The 17349-nt window shown below is 72.1% G+C and carries 17 protein-coding genes; 5 read left to right on the top strand and 12 right to left on the bottom strand.

Translation table 11 applies throughout. The features are described 5' to 3' along the window. Window positions 1-69 precede the first annotated feature (69 nt). On the top strand, window positions 70-1323 hold the full coding sequence (locus tag J8N05_RS35295; protein WP_210889838.1) for a styrene monooxygenase/indole monooxygenase family protein: 1254 nt from the start codon (window positions 70-72) through the stop codon (window positions 1321-1323). Window positions 1324-1390: 67 nt separating this feature from the next. On the opposite strand, the gene J8N05_RS35290 is transcribed toward J8N05_RS35295, so the two are convergent. From J8N05_RS35290 to J8N05_RS35275, 4 genes are all read right to left on the bottom strand, one after another. Further along, on the bottom strand, window positions 1391-2554 hold the full coding sequence (locus J8N05_RS35290) for a C40 family peptidase (protein ID WP_210889837.1): 1164 nt from the start codon (window positions 2552-2554) through the stop codon (window positions 1391-1393). A gap of 106 nt (window positions 2555-2660) precedes the next feature. Next, on the bottom strand, window positions 2661-2996 hold the full coding sequence (locus J8N05_RS35285; RefSeq protein WP_210889836.1) for a hypothetical protein: 336 nt from the start codon (window positions 2994-2996) through the stop codon (window positions 2661-2663). A gap of 10 nt (window positions 2997-3006) precedes the next feature. Beyond that, the gene (locus J8N05_RS35280; protein ID WP_210889835.1) at window positions 3007-3732 is read right to left on the bottom strand and encodes a TetR/AcrR family transcriptional regulator; all 726 of its coding nucleotides are present in this window, start codon (window positions 3730-3732) and stop codon (window positions 3007-3009) included. Between the two features lie 156 nt (window positions 3733-3888). Continuing rightward, window positions 3889-4839, bottom strand: a complete 951-nt coding sequence (locus J8N05_RS35275) for an AurF N-oxygenase family protein (protein ID WP_210889834.1) — start codon at window positions 4837-4839, stop codon at window positions 3889-3891. A gap of 173 nt (window positions 4840-5012) precedes the next feature. Between J8N05_RS35275 and J8N05_RS35270 the strand changes: the two genes are divergently transcribed. Next, window positions 5013-6122 carry a ferritin-like domain-containing protein gene (locus J8N05_RS35270; protein ID WP_210889833.1) on the top strand — a complete coding sequence of 370 codons (1110 nt, stop codon included), beginning with the start codon at window positions 5013-5015 and terminating at the stop codon, window positions 6120-6122. 3 nt (window positions 6123-6125) lie between these two features. On the opposite strand, the gene J8N05_RS35265 is transcribed toward J8N05_RS35270, so the two are convergent. From J8N05_RS35265 to J8N05_RS35235, 7 genes are all read right to left on the bottom strand, one after another. Then, on the bottom strand, window positions 6126-6614 hold the full coding sequence (locus J8N05_RS35265; protein WP_210889832.1) for a DUF3291 domain-containing protein: 489 nt from the start codon (window positions 6612-6614) through the stop codon (window positions 6126-6128). A gap of 44 nt (window positions 6615-6658) precedes the next feature. Further along, window positions 6659-8116, bottom strand: coding sequence for a penicillin-binding transpeptidase domain-containing protein (locus tag J8N05_RS35260; protein ID WP_210890588.1), 1458 nt, complete (start codon window positions 8114-8116; stop codon window positions 6659-6661). A gap of 17 nt (window positions 8117-8133) precedes the next feature. Further along, a complete protein-coding gene (locus tag J8N05_RS35255) occupies window positions 8134-9507 on the bottom strand; it encodes an FtsW/RodA/SpoVE family cell cycle protein (protein WP_210889831.1) in 1374 nt (457 codons plus the stop codon). A gap of 81 nt (window positions 9508-9588) precedes the next feature. Beyond that, window positions 9589-9963: an SH3 domain-containing protein gene (locus tag J8N05_RS35250; protein ID WP_210889830.1), complete on the bottom strand. Its 375-nt coding sequence runs from the start codon at window positions 9961-9963 to the stop codon at window positions 9589-9591. Window positions 9964-10289: 326 nt separating this feature from the next. Further along, window positions 10290-11489, bottom strand: coding sequence for a sensor histidine kinase (locus J8N05_RS35245; RefSeq protein WP_210890587.1), 1200 nt, complete (start codon window positions 11487-11489; stop codon window positions 10290-10292). Between the two features lie 125 nt (window positions 11490-11614). After that, window positions 11615-12397, bottom strand: coding sequence for a hypothetical protein (locus J8N05_RS35240; RefSeq protein ID WP_407699959.1), 783 nt, complete (start codon window positions 12395-12397; stop codon window positions 11615-11617). Between the two features lie 192 nt (window positions 12398-12589). Continuing rightward, window positions 12590-13096, bottom strand: a complete 507-nt coding sequence (locus tag J8N05_RS35235) for a protein-tyrosine phosphatase family protein (protein ID WP_210889829.1) — start codon at window positions 13094-13096, stop codon at window positions 12590-12592. A 91-nt stretch (window positions 13097-13187) separates the two neighbouring features. On the opposite strand from J8N05_RS35235, the gene J8N05_RS35230 reads away from it, so the two are divergent. After that, window positions 13188-13991: a nuclease-related domain-containing protein gene (locus J8N05_RS35230; RefSeq protein WP_210889828.1), complete on the top strand. Its 804-nt coding sequence runs from the start codon at window positions 13188-13190 to the stop codon at window positions 13989-13991. 236 nt (window positions 13992-14227) lie between these two features. Here J8N05_RS35230 and ligD read toward each other — a convergent pair whose 3' ends face one another. Beyond that, the gene (ligD, locus tag J8N05_RS35225) at window positions 14228-15109 is read right to left on the bottom strand and encodes a non-homologous end-joining DNA ligase (RefSeq protein ID WP_210889827.1); all 882 of its coding nucleotides are present in this window, start codon (window positions 15107-15109) and stop codon (window positions 14228-14230) included. 100 nt (window positions 15110-15209) lie between these two features. On the opposite strand from ligD, the gene ku reads away from it, so the two are divergent. Together ku and J8N05_RS35215 are read left to right on the top strand one after the other, a co-directional pair. After that, entirely contained in the window at window positions 15210-16193 is a 984-nt protein-coding gene (gene ku / locus J8N05_RS35220; RefSeq protein ID WP_210889826.1) for a non-homologous end joining protein Ku, read from the top strand. A 668-nt stretch (window positions 16194-16861) separates the two neighbouring features. Beyond that, window positions 16862-17239, top strand: a complete 378-nt coding sequence (locus J8N05_RS35215; protein WP_210889825.1) for a hypothetical protein — start codon at window positions 16862-16864, stop codon at window positions 17237-17239. Window positions 17240-17349: the final 110 nt, after the last annotated feature.

Here is a 17349-nt window from a genome sequence, read left to right as displayed (position 1 = left end):
GCAGGACGTCGGCCCCGAACAAGGCGTAACAAGGCGTACGCGTACGCACAGTGCACAGTGAGGACCCGCATGCGGAAGATACTCGTCGTCGGAGCCGGCCAGTCCGGACTCCAGCTCGCCCTCGGACTCCAGTCGAACGGGTACGAGGTCACCCTGATGTCCAACCGGACGGCGGACGAGATCCGTACCGGGCGCGTCATGTCGACCCAGTGCATGTTCCACACGGCACTGGAGAACGAGCGCGATCTCCAGCTGAACTTCTGGGAGTCCCAGGCCCCGAAGATCGAAGGACTCGGCGTCTCCGTCGCGGCCCCCGGCTCCTTCGACCCGGGCCCCTCGCAGCGCGCCATCGACTGGGTGGGCAGGCTCGACGGGTACGCGCAGTCGGTCGACCAGCGCGTGAAGATGGCCGGCTGGATGGAGACGTTCGCGCAGCGCGGCGGCCAGCTCGTCATCCACGGCGCCGCCGTCTCCGACCTCGACTACTTCGCCCGTACGTACGACCTGGTCCTCGTCTCGGCCGGCAAGGGCGAGCTGGTGTCGATGTTCGGCCGCGACGCCTCCCGCTCCCCGTACGCGCAGCCGCAGCGCGCGCTGGCCGTCGCGTACGTGCACGGGCTCGGCCCGCGCCCCGAGCACCCCGAGTTCGACGCGGTCCGCTGCAACCTCGTGCCCGGTGTCGGCGAGCTGTTCGTCATGCCGACGTTCACCACCTCCGGCCGGGCGGACATCCTCTTCTGGGAGGGCATACCCGGCGGCCCGCTGGACGCCTTCCAGGGTGTGAAGGACCCGGCCGAACACCTCTCCCTGACCCTGGAACTCATGGAGCGGTTCACGCCGTGGGAGTACGCCAGGGCCACCAAGGTCGAACTCACCGACGCGGGCGGCACGCTGGCCGGCCGCTACGCGCCGACCGTCCGCAACCCCGTCGGCCGGCTGCCCGGCGGCGGCCTGGTCCTCGGCGTCGCCGACGTGGTCGTGGCGAACGACCCGATCACCGGCCAGGGCTCCAACTCGGCCTCCAAGTGCGCCGCCTCGTACCTCGGCTCGATCCTCGGCCACGGGGACCAGGAGTTCGACGAGGAGTGGATGCGCGCCACGTTCGAGCGCTACTGGGACACGGCCCAGCACGCCACGAAGTGGACGAACGCGATGCTCGGCCCGCCCCCGGAGCACGTCCTGAACCTGATCGGCGCGGCGGGCCAGCTGCCGCCCGTCGCCGACCGCTTCGCCAACGGCTTCAACGACCCGTCGGACTTCGAGAACTTCTTCTACGAGCCGGAGAAGACGGGGGCGTATCTGGCCTCTGTGACGGCCGGCTGAGGGCCGCTCGTCCCTGCCGCGCCGTCCCGGCCGGTCGCGCGGTTCCCCGCGCCCCTTCGGGGGCGCCCTAGTACGTGTCGTAGCCCTCGTCCGAGCCGTCCGTCGCGTTGTCGGGGAGCTTCGGCGGGGTGTACTGCCGCAGGGGCTCTCCCGACGGGTCCGGGCGGACCGCGCCCAGGATCGGGTTGGCCGCGAGCGGGGACACCTTGATCCTCGCTCCCGGTCGCGGGGCCTGGATCACCAGGCCGTCGCCCAGGTACATCGCCACGTGGGTGGCCTCGGGGAAGTAGACCACCAGGTCGCCGGGGCGCAGCTCGGGCAGGGGGACGCGGGGCAGTTCGGCCCACTGTTCCTGGCTGGTGCGGGGGATGGGGCGGCCCGCGTCGGTCCAGGCCTGTGAGGTGAGGCCCGAGCAGTCGTACGCGTCCGGGCCCTCCGCGCCCCACTCGTACGGCTTGCCGATCTGGGCCACGGCGTAGCGCAGCGCCGCGCCCCCCTCGGAGGTGGGCCGGCGGGTGCTGCCGAGCGCGCCCGACGCCACCAGTTCGTCCTGGGCCTTCGCCACCCCGGACCTCTCCAGCTCGGCCACCCGCGCGAGCTGCTCCGCGGTGAGCGAGGCCAGCAGCTCCTCGACGTCCTTCAGCCGCTCCCGTACGAGGTCGCGGTCCTTCTTCTGCTTCTCGGCGAGGGCGAGCCGGCCGTCGAGCGCGGTACGGGCCCGGCGTGCCAGGTCGTCGGTCCGCCGCTCGTCCCCCGCCAGCCGCTCCATCGTCCCGGCCCTCTCCTGCGAGACCTGCCGGATCACGTGACCCTGGTCGAGCGCGTGCTGCGGGTCACGGGCGAGCAGCAGCTGTACGTACGAGGAGATCTCGCTCCTGCCCTGGTACTGCTGCCGGGCGAGCCGTCCCGCCGCGCCGCGGCTGCCGTGGAGCGCGAGGCGGGCCGCGGTGAGCCGGCCGGTGAGCTTCGCGACCTCGGCCCGCTGCCGCTTCAGCCGCTCCTCGGTCGCGTTGTACGTCTCGGTGGCCTTCTCGGCCTCCCGGTACAGCCGCTGAAGGTCCGTCAGCAGCTCGGCCACCGGGCGCTCAGCCGCGGGGCGTTCGGCCGCGGGGGCGGTGCCGTCCCGCGGATCGGGTGCCGCCGAAGCCTGTACGGGGCCGGGTGCGGGCACCAGCACCGCGCCGGCCGCGATCGCCGCCGTGCAGACCAGTCGCAGAAGTCTTCCTGACACGTCGTCACCTCCGGTGCGGGGCGGTGTCTCCGCTCCTCCGCACCGTGAGCATCAGTCGCCCGCGCGAGCCGCGCGCGCCGACCGTGGGCGGACCGGCCCAACGAGGTCACCCGTGGGTGTCCTCCGGCTTGCCGTCCGGCGTGGCGTCTGGCGTGGAGTCCGGCACCGGACCGGGGGCGGGGTCCGGCTTCGACCACGGCCACTTGAGTTTTCCGGCGCGGCCCGTGGGGTCGTACTCGTACTTCCAGCCCTGGTGCAGGCCGAGGCGGCTGCTCGTGGCCGCCTGGACGCGGCGGTAGACCAGGAGGGTGGGCGCGCCGCCGTCGTTCGACGGCACCGGGACGCGGTACACCTTCGGCGGGTGGCCGGTCGGGCCGAGCAGGACCGGCAGCACGCGGCCGTCCAGGGGGCCGCCCTCGAAGGGGGTGTCTTCGCTCTTCACCCGGCCAGTGTCACAGCAGGTGCGCCGCGTCGCCCACCACGGGCAGCACCCGGCGGGCCAGCGAGCCCATCGGTCCGTCCGCGGACTCCAGCGTCAGCGCGGCCCGTACCACCGCGGCGGTCTGCTCGTCGCGGGCGGCCGTCGCCACCAGGCAGGCCACGAACTGCTCGACGAGCCAGTCGCGCAGCTCGTCCAGCGGGGGTTCCTTCTCCTCGTCCAGCCAGATCAGCGAGGCCGCCTCGACGGCCGTGATCCACATCCGGACGGTCATCCGCAGCCGGTTGCCCGGCTCCTCGACGGCCAGATGGCTGAGGATGTGCTCGGCGGCGGCCCGTCGTACGCCGTCCACGATGGCCGTCGTCCGCGACGTCTCGACCACGCTGCCGCCCTGCAGCAGGGCGCTGAAACCGGCGTCGTGCTGGTCCACGAAGGCGAGGTAGCGGTCCAGGGCGTTGGCCAGGCGGCGGGTGAGGGGGCCGTCCGGCGGTTCGGCGAAGCAGTGCTCCAGCTCCTCGGCTGCGGAGCGGAGGGCGGCCTCGTACAACTGCTGCTTGCCGCCGGGGAAGTAGCGGTAGACCAGCGGGCGTGAGACGCCCGCCGCCTCCGCCACGTCGTCCAGGGAGATGTCCTCCGGGGCCCGTACCGCGAACAGGGACAGCGCGGCGTCGAGGAGCTGACTGCGGCGTTCCTCGACGCTGAGGCGTCGGTATGCGCGGGTGGGGGCCTGCGAGGTCATGTCTCGCAGGGTAGCCCGTTCCCGGGGGTGCGGGGTGGGGTGGGCGTGGGGTGGGTCGGTGGGTGGGTGCGGGTCCGGTGGGGGCTTGTCGCGCAGTTCCCCGCGCCCCTGAAAAGCGGGGCTGCGCCCCTGCCCCCGCCGGAGAGCCCGCGCCGTTCAGGCCAGCAGGCCCGACGATTTCCACAGGCGGCGGCCCGCGCCTCGTAGGACTCCTATGTCGTCGAGGAAGTCCGTGAGGCGTTTGCTGCCCGTCTGCATGATGTCGCGGCGGTGGGCGCTCGCCTTCACCTGGGCCAGCGCCGCCCGCCGGTCGAGGCCGACGTTCGTGTAGACCTCCGGGTTGACGAAGGCGACCGAGAAGACACGGGCGAACTCGCCCGACGTGATCCGGGTGAACTCCTGCGACCAGCGCGGCGCGGTCATCATCTGGCGGCGCAGTTCCTCACGCGCGTACCGGACGTGGCGCGACTCCTCCACCACGTGGATCCGCGTCACCCCGCGCACCAGCGGCTGCACCCGCTCGTCCGGGAACGTCAGCCGCTGCATCCAGTCGAGCACCTCCTCGCCCAGCAGCGTGGCCGTGAACGAACCGGGGGTCGTGGACACCGTCTTGAAGAGCCGGCCCAGGTTCTGGTGCGCCCGGCTCACCGGGTAGTGCGGTGTCCCGCCCCGGGTGATCAGCCGCGCGAACATCTTCGAGTGGCGGCACTCGTCCTCGATCTCGGTCAGCGCGTACCGCACGTGCGCGCTCGTCGCCGCCTTGTCGTAGATGTGCCGCACCAGCAGCTGCATGAGGATGATCTCGAACCAGATCCCCAGCGAGGCCAGTGCCGCGGCCTCGTGCCGGGAGAGCAGGATGCGCTGCTCCTCGCTCATCCGTTTCCACATCGGGGTGCCGTAGAGCGACACCAGCTCCGGCGGCCAGAACCACTTGCCGTCCTCGAAGGGCGCGTCCCAGTCCAGTTCCTCGTCCGGGTCGAAGGAGTGCTTCGCGGAGGCTTCGAGCAGCCGCTCGGCCACCTGTTCGCGGTCCTTGAGCCGGCCGAGCGCGTCGCGCAGACCCGCGAGCCCGGTCTCCTCGGGGTCCTCCGTCGTCACGGTCGTCATGGCTGTGCCCACCTCGCCGTACGTCGTCATGTCTCGTCGTGCGTGCGCCGGCGCGCCCGAAGACCTCCGGGTTACCGCCGGTCACGTCTTATGAGACTGCTCGTCAGCAAGCCCGTCAATCCCCCCTGCGCAACTTGTTGACCCGCCGTCTACCACGTGTGAGCCTGCGAGACATGCCGACCTACGACCTGTACGCCAAGGACCCCGGAGCTCCCCTCTGGCAGGTGCCCGCGACCGGCGCGGCACGGTTCAGCTGGGAGTACGACGAAGGGCGCGACCGACTGCTGGCCCTCTACCAGAAGGGCAAGGACAAACAGTGGGACGGGCAGAAACGGATCGACTGGGACCTGGAGGTCGACCCGCACGACCCCATCGGCACCCCCGACGAGTCGATCTCCATCTACGGCACGCCGTACTGGGAGAAGATGAACGACCGCGACCGGGGTGAACTGCGCAAGCACGTCGCCTCCTGGCAGTTCAGCCAGTTCCTGCACGGCGAGCAGGGTGCCATGGTCTGCGCGGCCCGCATCGTCGAGTCCGTGCCCGACCTGGACGCCAAGTTCTACTCGGCCACCCAGACGATGGACGAGGCACGGCACGCGGAGATCTACGGCCGCTTCCTCCACGAGAAGATCGGGATGCTCTACCCGGTCGACGACAACCTCCGGTCGCTGCTCGACGACACCCTGCGCGACTCCCGCTGGGACATGCCCTACCTCGGGATGCAGGTCCTCATCGAAGGACTCGCTCTCGCCGCGTTCGGTCTGATCAGGGACACCACCGAGAAGCCGCTGCCCAAGCAGATCCTCGCGTACGTCATGCAGGACGAGGCCCGTCACGTGGCCTTCGGCCGGATGGCGCTGCGCGACTACTACAAGCAGCTCTCCGACGCCGAACTGCGCGAACGCGAGGAGTTCGTCATCGAGGGCTGCTACCTGATGCGCGACCGCCTGCGCGGTACGGAGGTCCTGGAGAACTTCGGCGTGCCCAGGGCGGAGGCCGAGGAGTACACCGAGCGGTCGGAGTTCCTGGCGCTCTTCCGGCAACTGCTGTTCTCCCGCATCGTGCCCTGCGTCCGCGACATCGGCCTGTGGGGCAAACGCCTCCAGCAGGCCTACGTCGACATGGGCGTCTTCGACATGGGCGACTCCAACCTCGACCTCCTGATGTCCCAGGACGAGGAACTGGCGGAGAAGCTGGACGCGGACCGCTTCGCCGCGGAGGAGCAGGCGCGCGTGACGGAGGTGGGCGCCGCGATCCGGGCGGGGGAGGAGGCGCCCTAGTCCCTAGCCCCTAGCCCCCAGCGCCGCCTGGAGCTCCCCGGGCGGGAACGACGTCCGCAGGGTGAACGCGTACGCCGTGGCCCCGTGCGCCCGCAGATGCAGCAGGCGCTCCTCCGCCTCGGCCACCGTCGGCCGATGCCCGGCCGGCACCCACCACAGGGCCGTCATCGCCTCCCGGATCCGCTCGAACCATTCGTTGCGCCGGGCGAGGAGCTCGCGGTGCCGCCCCTGGTACATGAAGGCGGTGAGGGCATCGGTGTCCCGCCACACGGTCAGATTGATGATCAGCCAGTCGTCGCCGAAGACGGACACGTCCGTCGCGTCGCCCTCGTCGGTCTGCAGCCGCCAGACGAAACCGTCGGCGGCGTCGGCGACCGCGTTCACCGGGTCCAGGGCGTCGACGAAGTCCTTCAACTGCGGTGAGTCCAGCGGAGCTTGGAGGCGGGAGATGTTCACCTGGGCGAGTTCGTACGCGGCTGCGGACTGAGTCATGACCGAACGTTAGGTCGGGCCGCGGCCGTGCCACCACCCCCGTCTCACCGGTCGAGCACCGCCTCCATCACCGCCCGGGCGATCGGCGCCGCGTCCCCGCCGCCGCTGATGTCGCCCCGGTCGGCCGCCGCGTCCTCGACGACGACCGCGACGGCCACCGCCGGTTCCATGGTGTCCTCGGCCTGCGCCCAGGAGATGAACCAGGCGTACGGCGTACCGGAGTTGTGGATGCCGTGCTGGGCCGTGCCGGACTTGCCGCCGACCGTGGCGCCGGGGATCGCCGCGTTCGTGCCGGTGCCCTTCTCCACCACGTCCGTCATCAGCTCGCGCAGCCGTACGGCCGTGGCGGGGTTCATCGCCCGGCGCAGGGTGTGCTGCCCGGTGGCGGACACCGTGTCCCCGTCGGCCGTCGTCGTCCGCTCCACCAGGTACGGGGTGCGCACCGAGCCGTAGTTGGCGACGGCCGCGGCCACCATCGCCATCTGCAGCGGTGTGGCACGGGTGTTGTACTGGCCGATGGAGGAGAGCGCGAGCTGCGCCTTGTCCACCCGGGTGTCGAAGGTGCTGGGGGAGACCCGGAAGGGAATGCCGAGCCTGCGGTCGTTGAAGCCGAAGCCGGCCGCCGTCGAGCCCATCGCGTGCCGGCCCACCTTCACCCCGAGGCCGGCGAAGACCGTGTTGCACGACCACTGGAAGGCGTACCGCAGCGACGCGTCCGCGCACCCCTCGACCTCGTTCGTCAGCCGGGCCGTACTGCCCGGCAGCCGGTACGGGTCCGGGGAGTCGGTGGGCGCGTCCAGGTCACGCACCACGCCCGAGTCCAGCGCCGCCGCCGCGGTGACCACCTTGAAGGTCGAGCCCGGCGGATACGTCTGCCGGACCGCCCGGTTGAGCATCGGCCTGTCCGCCGCGCCGTTCAGCCGCGCCCACGCCCTGGCCACGGCGGAGTCCGTGCCGGAGAGCTCCCCCGGGTCGTAGGAGGGGGTGGAGACCAGGGCCAGGACGCGGCCCGTGGACGGTTCGAGCGCGGCCACCGCGCCCCGCCGCGCACCGAGCCCGGCGTACGCCGCCTGCTGCGCCGCCGCGTCGAGGGTCGTGACCACCCGGCCGCCGGGGTCACGGGTCCGTGCGAGGTCGTTCCACAGCGGGAGCAGCGAGAGCGCCGGGTCGGTGCCCGCCAGGACGCCGTCCGCGGCACCCTCCAGCAGCGACGTCCCGTACACCTGGGAGGCGAAGCCGGTGACCGGGGCGTACAACGGGCCGTTCTTGTAGGTCCGTTCGTAGCGGAACTGCTCGCCGGAGTCCCTGGACCCGGTGACCGCCCGGCCGCCGACGAGGATGTCGCCGCGCGGCTGGCCGTAACGGGCGATCGTGTGGCGGCGGTTGGCCGGATTCTCGTCGTACGCGCGGGCCTGGACGATCTGCACCCGGGCGGCGTTGACGAGGAGGGCGAGCAGCAGGAGCGCGCAGAACGCGGCGGCGTGCCGGATGTACCGGGTCATGGGCCGGCCGTTGCCCGTCACGGGGCGACCTCCTCCGTCCGCTGCTGTTCCTCGGAGCGGCCGCGTGCCGAGTCGCTGAGGCGCATCAGCAGGGCCACGATGATCCAGTTGGTGACGACCGACGAACCGCCCTGCGCGAGGAACGGCATCGCCATCCCGGTCAGCGGGATCAGCCCCGTCACTCCGCCCGCGATCACGAAGACCTGCAGCGCCACGATCGAGGCGAGGCCGACCGCGAGCAGCCGGCCGAAGGGGTCGCGCAGGGCGAGGCCCGCCCGGATACCGCGCTCGACCAGCAGCCCGTACAGGATGAAGATCGCGCAGAGGCCGGCCAGGCCCAGTTCCTCGCCCGCCGTGGCCAGGATGAAGTCCGACTTGACGGCGAAGCCGATGAGGATCGAGTGGCCGGAGCCGAGGCCCGTGCCGAGGAACCCGCCGGCGGCGAACGCAAAGAGGGACTGGGCGAGTTGGTTCGGGCCCCGGCCCGCCTCGATGGACGCGAAGGGGTGCAGCCAGTCCTCGACCCTGCTGTGCACGTGCGGCTCCAGCCAGCCGACGGCGAACGCCCCGCACGCCGCGAGCAGCAGTCCCACCGCGATCCAGCCGGTGCGGCCGGTGGCCACGTACAGCAGGATCACGAACAGGCCGAAGAAGAGCAGCGAGGTGCCGAGGTCGCGTTCGAGGACCAGGACGCCCACGCTCAGCAGCCAGACCGCGAGGATCGGGCCGAGTACGCGTCCGGTGGGCAGTTGGAGCAGCCAGATCCGCCGGCCGGTGTACGCGAGGGCGTTGCGGTTGGCGGCGAGGTAGCCCGCGAAGAACAGCGCGAGCATGACCTTCGCGAACTCGCCCGGCTGGATGGAGAACCCGGCGATCCTGATCCAGATCCGGGCGCCGTTCACCGAGGGGAAGAAGATCGGCAGGACGAGGAGGGCCAGTGCGGTGACGACGGACACGTACGTGTAGCGCTGGAGCACCCGGTGGTCGCGCAGGAGCACGATCACCGCGATGAACAGGCCGAAGCCCAGTGTCGACCAGACGAGTTGCGTGGGTGCCGCCCGGTCGGCCGGGGTCTCCAGGTCGAGCCGGTAGATCAGGACCAGGCCCAGGCCGTTGAGCAGCACGGCGATCGGCAGCAGCAGCGGGTCGGCGCAGGGGGCGCGCAGGCGCACCGCGAGATGTGCGAGGAGCGCGAGCACGCCCAGCCCGGCGCCGTATCCGGCGGCGCCGGGCGGGACGGATCCGGTCCGTGCGAGACCGACGTCGCAGTAGCCGTACACGGAGAGCAGGACGGCCACGACGAGGAGGGTGAACTCGATGCCACGGCGCCGGGGGAGGCGTACAACGGGAGCCGGCGGGTCCGCCTGCACTGTCGTTCCGGGCGAGAGCATGTCCGGAAGTTAGCAAGCCGGTCGCCCGATGTCCTGTTATGTCGCGACAGCGGGGCTGTTCCGGTGTCCCTCAGGGGGCACTCAGCACCAGCGGGGGGAGGCGCCGATGTTGTCGATGTAGCGGGCGGCTCCCCAGGCCCAGGTGCCGTCGGCGAGGAGGTACCACAGGGTGTTGCCCTGGACGCTCTGGCCGGGCGTCTTGCAGAAGATGGAGACGACCTCGCCGTACTCCGCGAAGCCGATGACGGCACTGCTGCGGGTCGGCTTGTCCCGCAGGTTCAGCCCGCCGGGCGCGCTGATGCGGCCCTTGTAGTACCGGGGGTGACTGCTGTCGTGGCTGCCGTGGTGGTCGTCCCAGTCGTCACCGGCGAGGGCGGGAGCGGCGCCCCCGAGGACGAGTCCGCCACAGGCGGCGGCTATCCCGAGGCGACGGACGAAAGCGGTACGCAGAGACATGGCGGGCTCCTCCGAAATGGTGACCAAGGCTGACTAACCGCCACATTAGAATCCCGTCCCCGCAACCGCCCGCCACACTGAGCCATCGGGGCACAGCGGTCCGGGGGCGCGACCGTCCGGGGGCGCAGCCCCCAAGGGGCGCGGGGAACGGCGCAGTCTTTTGTCTTTGGGGGGCGCAGCCCCCTGGGGGGCGCGGGGAACGCCGCGGCCTTCGGCTTTGAGGGGCGCAGCCCCTGGGGGCGCGGGGAACGGCGCAGTCTTTTGTCTTTCAGGGGCGCGGGGAACGGCGCGACCAGCCACGACGACCCCGCACCCGACCACACCGCCTAAGCAGCGGCCAGCGTCAACGTGGCGACCGCCCCACCCCCCACCGCATTGGCGAACACCAGCCGCGCCCCCAACACCTCCGCCTGCCCGACGGCGATGGTCAACCCCAACCCGTGCCCCCGCGCACCCCCTTCCGTCCGGAACCGCTGCGGCCCGTACCCCAGCAGATACTCCGGATACCCGTCCCCGTGGTCCCGCACGGTGATGACACCCCCGTCGACCGTCAGCGTCACGGGCCCCCGCCCATGCCGGTGGGCGTTGGCCACAAGATTTCCCAGCACCCGCTCCAGCCGCCGCTGATCGGTCTCCACGACGGCATCCCGCAGAATGCTGATCTCCGTACCGATGTCGAGGCCGGTGCCCGCGCCTGTGCCCGAGGCCCGAACCACCCGCTCGGCCACGGCCCCCAGCCGCACCGCGTCCACCTCCGCCCGCTCGCTGCGCGCGTCCAGCCGGGAGATCTCCAGCAGATCCTCGGTGAGCGTGCGCAGCGCGGCGACCCGGTCCCGGACGAGTTCGGTCGGACGGCCGGGCGGCAGCAGTTCGGCCGCCGCGTGCAGCCCCGTCAGCGGAGTCCGCAACTCGTGCGCCACATCCGCGGTGAAGCGCTGCTCGCTCAGCAGTTTGTTCTGCAGAGAGGACGCCATCGTGTCCAGCGCGCCCGCCACCGCCGCCACCTCGTCCTGGGGACTCGCCGGGTCCCCGGCCCGCGGGTCCCCCACCCGCGCGTCCAGATCGCCGGCGCTGATCCGCCGCGCCACCTGGGCCGTCGAGTGCAGCCGCCGCGTCACGCGCGTCACCGCGAACGCGCCCACCAGCAGCGTCACGCCGATCGCCAGCGCCGAGGAGCCGAGGATCGCCCGGTCGAGCCCCTCGATCGTGCGGACGCCCTGCGCGTAGTCGACCTGCACGGCCAGCGTCCGTCCGCCGCTCACGGGCCCGGCCGCCCACATCGTGGGGTACGGGTCACCGGTCCCGACCATCGTGCCGCGCCGCCCGCCCGCGGCGAGCCTATGCAACTCGGCGGGCAGCCCCGCAGGATCCACGCCCGCGCCGGGCGGCAGCCGGTCGCCCGCCTCGAACGCCTCCGTGGTCTCCGTCAGCCGGTCGAGCGCGTGGTCGCGGGCCTCGCCGACGGTCTGGTCGGTCACCGAGACGTGCACGAGGACGCCGAGGAGCGCGGCGAGCCCGCAGCACATCACCGTGATGAAGACGGCGGCCTTCCAGGTGAGACTGGCGGTCCGCCGCCGCAGCCGCCCGATGCGGCCGGTACCCGGGACCGGCCGCGCGGCCGGTCCTGGAAGCGGCCCCTGCGGTGGACGGTTCACCGGGACCCGGCCGAGGCGGCCGATGGGGCCGGGGTGCGCGCGGACGTGCGTCCCGAGGGCGGGACCGTGGCCCCCACCCGCAGGATCTCGTCCTTGGCCGCGAGCATCGCCCGCTGCCGCCGGTCCCACGACCAGACCGTGCGGTACTCGTAGCCCGCCAGCTTCGACGGCGAGCGGATGATCACGTCCCGGCCCGCGATCTCGACACCGAGCGTGCTGTCGGTCGTCGCCATGACCTCCGTCAGCCGGTGCCCGATGACGGTGTAGGTGCGTACGCCCAACTGGTGGTCGGGCATCCGCACCCCGAGCACCATGTCGTCGCGGCCGTCACCGGTGAGATCGCGGTAGTACGCCCGCAGGACCGGGCACGCCGGGCCGCGCGCGCTCTTCCCGCCGCACCGCGCGACCTGCCGGGCCGTCTGCGCGTACCGCCCCTTGCCGGTGTAGAGGTCCGGGTGGGCGGCGATCTCCGCGCGGAAGACGGCGACCGGGTCGGCTTTGCGGATGTCGTCGCCCGGTACCGGGACGCCCTTGACCGTCTCGGTGTCCGCCTCGCCGTAGTCGACGGCGGGCGAGGCGGCGGGCGGGACCTGCGGCCACAGCCGGGTCGGCCCCACGGCGGTGGACGTCGGACCCGCGCCGCGCAGGTCGCCCGGGTCCCCGCAGCCCGCCAGCAGCGCACCGGCGAGCGCGAGCGCGACGAGCAGCGCGACCGGCGGCGCGGCGGCGGGCGACACGGCGGCGGGCGGCGCGACGGCCGCGGGGCGGTTGTGGATCACTGCGCTCCTGCGTCGGGGCCGGACGGGGCCGGACGGGCCGGAGGTGGCCGGTCGGGGGGCAGGGACATGGCTGATCGACCCTGCTGTCCGGGACACCTTATTCGTACGGAAGTCCCTTTTGTTCGCCGAGTGGGCCGAGTGGGCCGAGTGGGTCGGGCGGGGCTGTCGGCGTCGCCCGACCGGCTACTCGGCCTACTCGGCGAGTTCCTCCAGGAGCCGGGCCGTGGCCAGACCGGTCCGCAGGTAGTCCACGAAGAGTTCGTTGTGCAGGGCCCACGGGGAGCGGCGGGCGCGGATCAGCCGGATCGCCTCGTCGGACGTACGGCCTCCGAGGACCAGGGCGTGGGCGACGACGAGCCCCGAGCGGTTGTAGCCGTGGAAGCAGCGGACCAGGACGCGTCTGCCCTCCTCCAGCGCCTCGGCGGCGGTCCGGGCGAGCCGTATCACGCCGGCCAGCTGGGTGCCGTCCAGCGGCCCGTCCGGGATGGCCCACACATGGTGCTCGACGCCCGGGTCGGGACCGTGGCCGGGTAGTCGCAGCAGGGTCAGTACCAGGTCGAACTCGTCGTGCACGACGGCGAACTCCGGTTCTCCCGACCGGCCCGTGTACTGGTGCCCGCCCATCCACAGACCGGGCACGATCTCGCTCCACGGACTGTCCGGGACCGGCACATCGGGTTGCCTTCTGCGAGCCCGCAACGGCGCCTCCCCCTCCAACTGCTTCCAAAGGTAACCGCCTTCTTGCCCCTGGAGCACCCCGCCTGTTCCCATGGTCGAGGGGTGATGATGCATGAACGCACTGCGCGTCATACCGACTTGGCGGCACGGTCAGGAACGGCTCTACGTCTGCCGCACGGACGGCAGGAACGTCGCCTGGTACGACAGGGAGGCCGCCCGGGTCAATCTGCTCAGCGAGGAGCGGCGCGAGGACGTGCTCGATGTGCTCGGCCCGTTCCTGACCGGAACGGTGACGGTCGGACCGCCGCCGGTGCCGACCCCCGCCGAACTCGCCAGGCTGTCCCTGCACCCGGACGACGACCTCGCGCCGAACCGGCCCGGAGAGGCCCTGCAGACCGTGCTCGACCACGAGCCGGGCCCGCAGCGGCGGCTGCGCACGGATCCCAGGCGGCACGCCCTCGCGGCGGAACTCGCGGTGGGCGAGGCGCTGGACCGGCTGGAGGGGGCCGGCTGGCGCACCCTGCACTCGGTGCCGCTGTCCGGCGGGGACCGTGTCCATCACCTGGTGATCGGCCCGGGAGGCCTGTTCGCCGTGCACACGGTGTACGCGCGCAAGCTGCGCGTCCTCGTCGCCGATCCCATGGTCACGGTGGGGCGCCGGGAGGCCCGGCCGCTGCTGCGCGCGGTCCGCGCCGACGCGGACCGCGCCTCGTACGCCCTCACCGCCGAGGTGCGCCCCGTCCTGGTGCTCTTCGCCCCCAAGGACGTCTCGGTGACGACCCCGCTGCGCGAACTGCGCGTCCTGCTGGACACGGACGTGACATCGCTGGCCCGCGCGGGAGGCATCCTCAAACCGGCGGACGTAGAAGCCCTCCACGCGATGGCCCGAGACCGGGGGACATGGACCCGAGTCTGACCCCCGCCCCCAGCCCCCGAAGGGGCGAGGGGAACGGCGCGGCCGGCCTCCACGGGCCTGCGGTCGAGTGTCGGTGCCCCGAAGGGGCGCGGGGAACTGCGCGGCCAACCCCCACCGGCCCGCGGTCGAGTGTCGGGGGGAGTGGTCCGGGTTCCGAGGTCCGACCGCGCCGCCACAGTGCCCCGAAGGGGCGCGGGGAACTGCGCGGCCAACCCCCACCGGCCCGCGGACGAGTGTCAGGGGAGCGGTCCCGCCCGGCCCGCGTCCAGCAACGGCGCCAACAGATCCCCATGGCGATCGAGACGCCCCGCGATGTCCCCGGCCACGAAGGCCAGTTCGGACGGACCGGCGCAGGACTCGACCTCGCCCCAGGTGACGGGGGCGGAGACCGCGGGCGCCGCCCGGGCCCGGAGCGTGTACGGCGCGGCGGTCGTCTTGCGGGCAGCGTTCTGACTGAAGTCGACGAAGACCTTGCCGGGCCGCAGACTGCGGTTCATCCGGTGGACGACCAGACCGGGCAGCCCGGCCTCCGCCTCCACCGCGAGCACCCTGGCGTAGGCGGACACCTCGGCGGACGGCGCTGGCTCCAGAGCGGCCAGCAGATGCAGCCCCTTGGAGCCGGACGTCTTCGCGTACGCCGTCAGACCGTCCGCCGCCAGCCGGTCGCGCAGCCATACGGCGACCCGGCAGCACTCCACGATCGTGGCCGGCGCGCCGGGATCCAGGTCGAGGACCAGCCGGTCGGCGACATCAGGGGTCCGCGCCCGCCACTGCGGGGTGTGGAACTCGGTGACCAGGTTCGCCGCCCACATCAGGGACGGCAGATCCTGGACCAGGACCATCCGGGCCGGCCCCTCCGAACGGGGAACCTCCGTGGTGGCGACCCAGTCGGGCGTACCGGGCGGGACGTTCTTGGTGAAGAAGACCTGGCCGTCCGGCCCGTCCGGATAGCGCAGCAGGGAGACCGGACGGTCGCGGAGATGGGGGAGGAACGCCTCCGCCGCCGTCGCGTAGTAGTGCAGCAGCTCACCCTTGGTGAAGCCCGTCGCCGGGTGGAGCACCTTGTCCAGGTTGCTCAGGGTCACCTTTCGCCCGGCCACCTCAGTGATTGGCGTCATAGGATGACAATCCCACGTATTCGTACGAAAACGGGTGTGCGGGGGTGGGAGCGGGGCCGGGGCCGGGGTACGGATGACAGCGACCTGAAGGGTGTCGGACGTGAGATCCATATGGAACGGTGCCATCTCCTTCGGCCTGGTCAGCATCCCGATCAAGCTGATGAACGCCACGGAGAACCACTCGATCTCCTTCCGCCAGATCCACACCGAGGACGGCGGCCGCATCCGCTACCGCAAGGTGTGCGAGGCGGAGGACCGCGAGGTGACGTCGTCCGAGATCGGTAAGGCGTACGAGGACGCGGACGGCACGATGATCCCCATCACGGACGAGGACCTTGCCTCCCTGCCGCTCCCGACCGCCCGGACGATCGAGATCGTGGCCTTCGTGCCGGCCGACCGGATCGACCCGCTCCAGATGGACACGGCGTACTACCTGTCGGCGAACGGGGTGCCGGCGGCCAAGCCGTACACCCTGCTGCGGGAGGCGCTGAAGCGCAGCCAGAAGGTCGCCATCGCGAAGTTCGCGCTGCGCGGGCGGGAGCGGCTGGGCATGCTGCGGGTCGTCGACGACGTCATCGCCATGCACGGGCTGCTGTGGCCTGACGAGATCCGCGCGCCCGAGGACGTCGCCCCGGACGCGGGTGTCACCGTCCGGGACAAGGAACTCGACCTGGCCGACGCGCTGATGGACACGCTCGGGGAGGTCGATCTCGCGGAGTTGCGCGACGACTACCGCGAGGCGGTGGAGGAACTGATCGCGGCGAAGGCGTCCGGGGAGGCGGCGCCGTCCGCGCCCTCCGCGGAGAAGTCCGGCGGCAAGGTCATCGACCTGATGTCCGCACTGGAGAACAGCGTGCGGCAGGCGCGGGGTGCGCGGGGCGAGGACGCCGGTTCTGACGGGGCCCAGGTGAAGCCCCTTCGCAAGAGGGCGGCGAAGAAGACGGCCGCGAGCGCTGCGAAGCCGGCGTCGACCAAGAAGAAGACCCCGACGAAGAAGGCGACCACGAAGTCCGCGGCGAGCAAGAAGTCGTCGGACGCTCCCCCACCCAAAAAGACCTCCCCTCGAAAGACGGCATCAGCCTGACCGGACGTCTCCCTTCGGCTGCGGACCGCACGTGGCTGGTCGCGCAGTTCCCCGCGCCCCTAAAGACGCGCCTGGCGCCGCGGGTGGGGGCGGGGGTGGTCCGGGACATGTGGTCGGCGCTCCCGAGCCGACAAGTGAACGCACCTTGCCGCGCCGCCCACACATCCCGAACCACCCCCTCACGCCCCATCAGCGCCCACCCCAAGCCACGCACAACGGTCACATACAAGGGCCGCGAGGAACGGTGCTGAGCCCCGTACGACGGTCACATACAGGCACGGGGCCACCCCCACTCCCTAGGGGCGCGGGGAACGGCGCGCTCAGCCACGCACGACGGCCACATGCAAGCACGGGGCCACCCCCACCCCCTAGGGGCGCGGGGAACTGCGCGCTCAGCCACGTCCGACGGTCACATGCAGGCACGGGGCCACCCCCACCCCCCAGGGGCGCGGGGAACTGCGCGACCAGCCACGTACGACCCGCACGTATGAACGAACACCCGGCCGCCCTCGCGGCCACCCGGGCACGGGCCCCTCCCGTTACGCAAGGCCACCGCCCACGTCGACGAGCACGCGCACACCGACAAGTTCCCCAGCCGTACTGGCAAGCGAGGCCGCCGGTTCGTTCTATTGTCATGATCCCGGGCGAGACGTGGAGGCGGCCGAACCATGCCGAGCAGTGATGCGCCGAAGTGGCTGCGACCGTTGCACCCGGAGGTGCGGACACTCCCGGCCGGCCAGTGGTGGGACGCGGTCCGGGTCCCACTGGCCACGGGCATGCGCATCCTCGATCATCTGGGCCCACGCACGGGAGCGGTGATCGAGGACGGCTACGGCGGCGTCCTGTACTGGCTAGTCCCGCCGGGCGAGGCCGCCACCTGGGACGTCCCCCCGGCCCGCATCCTCGGCCAGGGCTCCCACGTGGCCGTCCCGCCCCGGCACCGCACGTACGCCCCCGGTCTGCACTGGCGCGTGCCACCGACCAGGACCCGCCACTGGACGGACCCGGCCCACCTCCACGCCGCCCTGCGCCGAGCCCTGTCCTGACCGAGGGCCCGCGTCCGGCGCCCGTCTCCTCCCTCGCGGCATCCCGAGCGGAGATCTTGACGGCTGTGAGTTACCGGTAACATCATAGTTGCCGCAGCGCCATCGCCGAC

It is taken from the genome of Streptomyces liliiviolaceus (genome assembly GCF_018070025.1).
GTDB classification, from domain to species: domain Bacteria; phylum Actinomycetota; class Actinomycetes; order Streptomycetales; family Streptomycetaceae; genus Streptomyces; species Streptomyces liliiviolaceus.
Note: the sequence above shows the minus strand (reverse complement) of the source record. Positions and strands in the feature narration are given on the sequence as shown.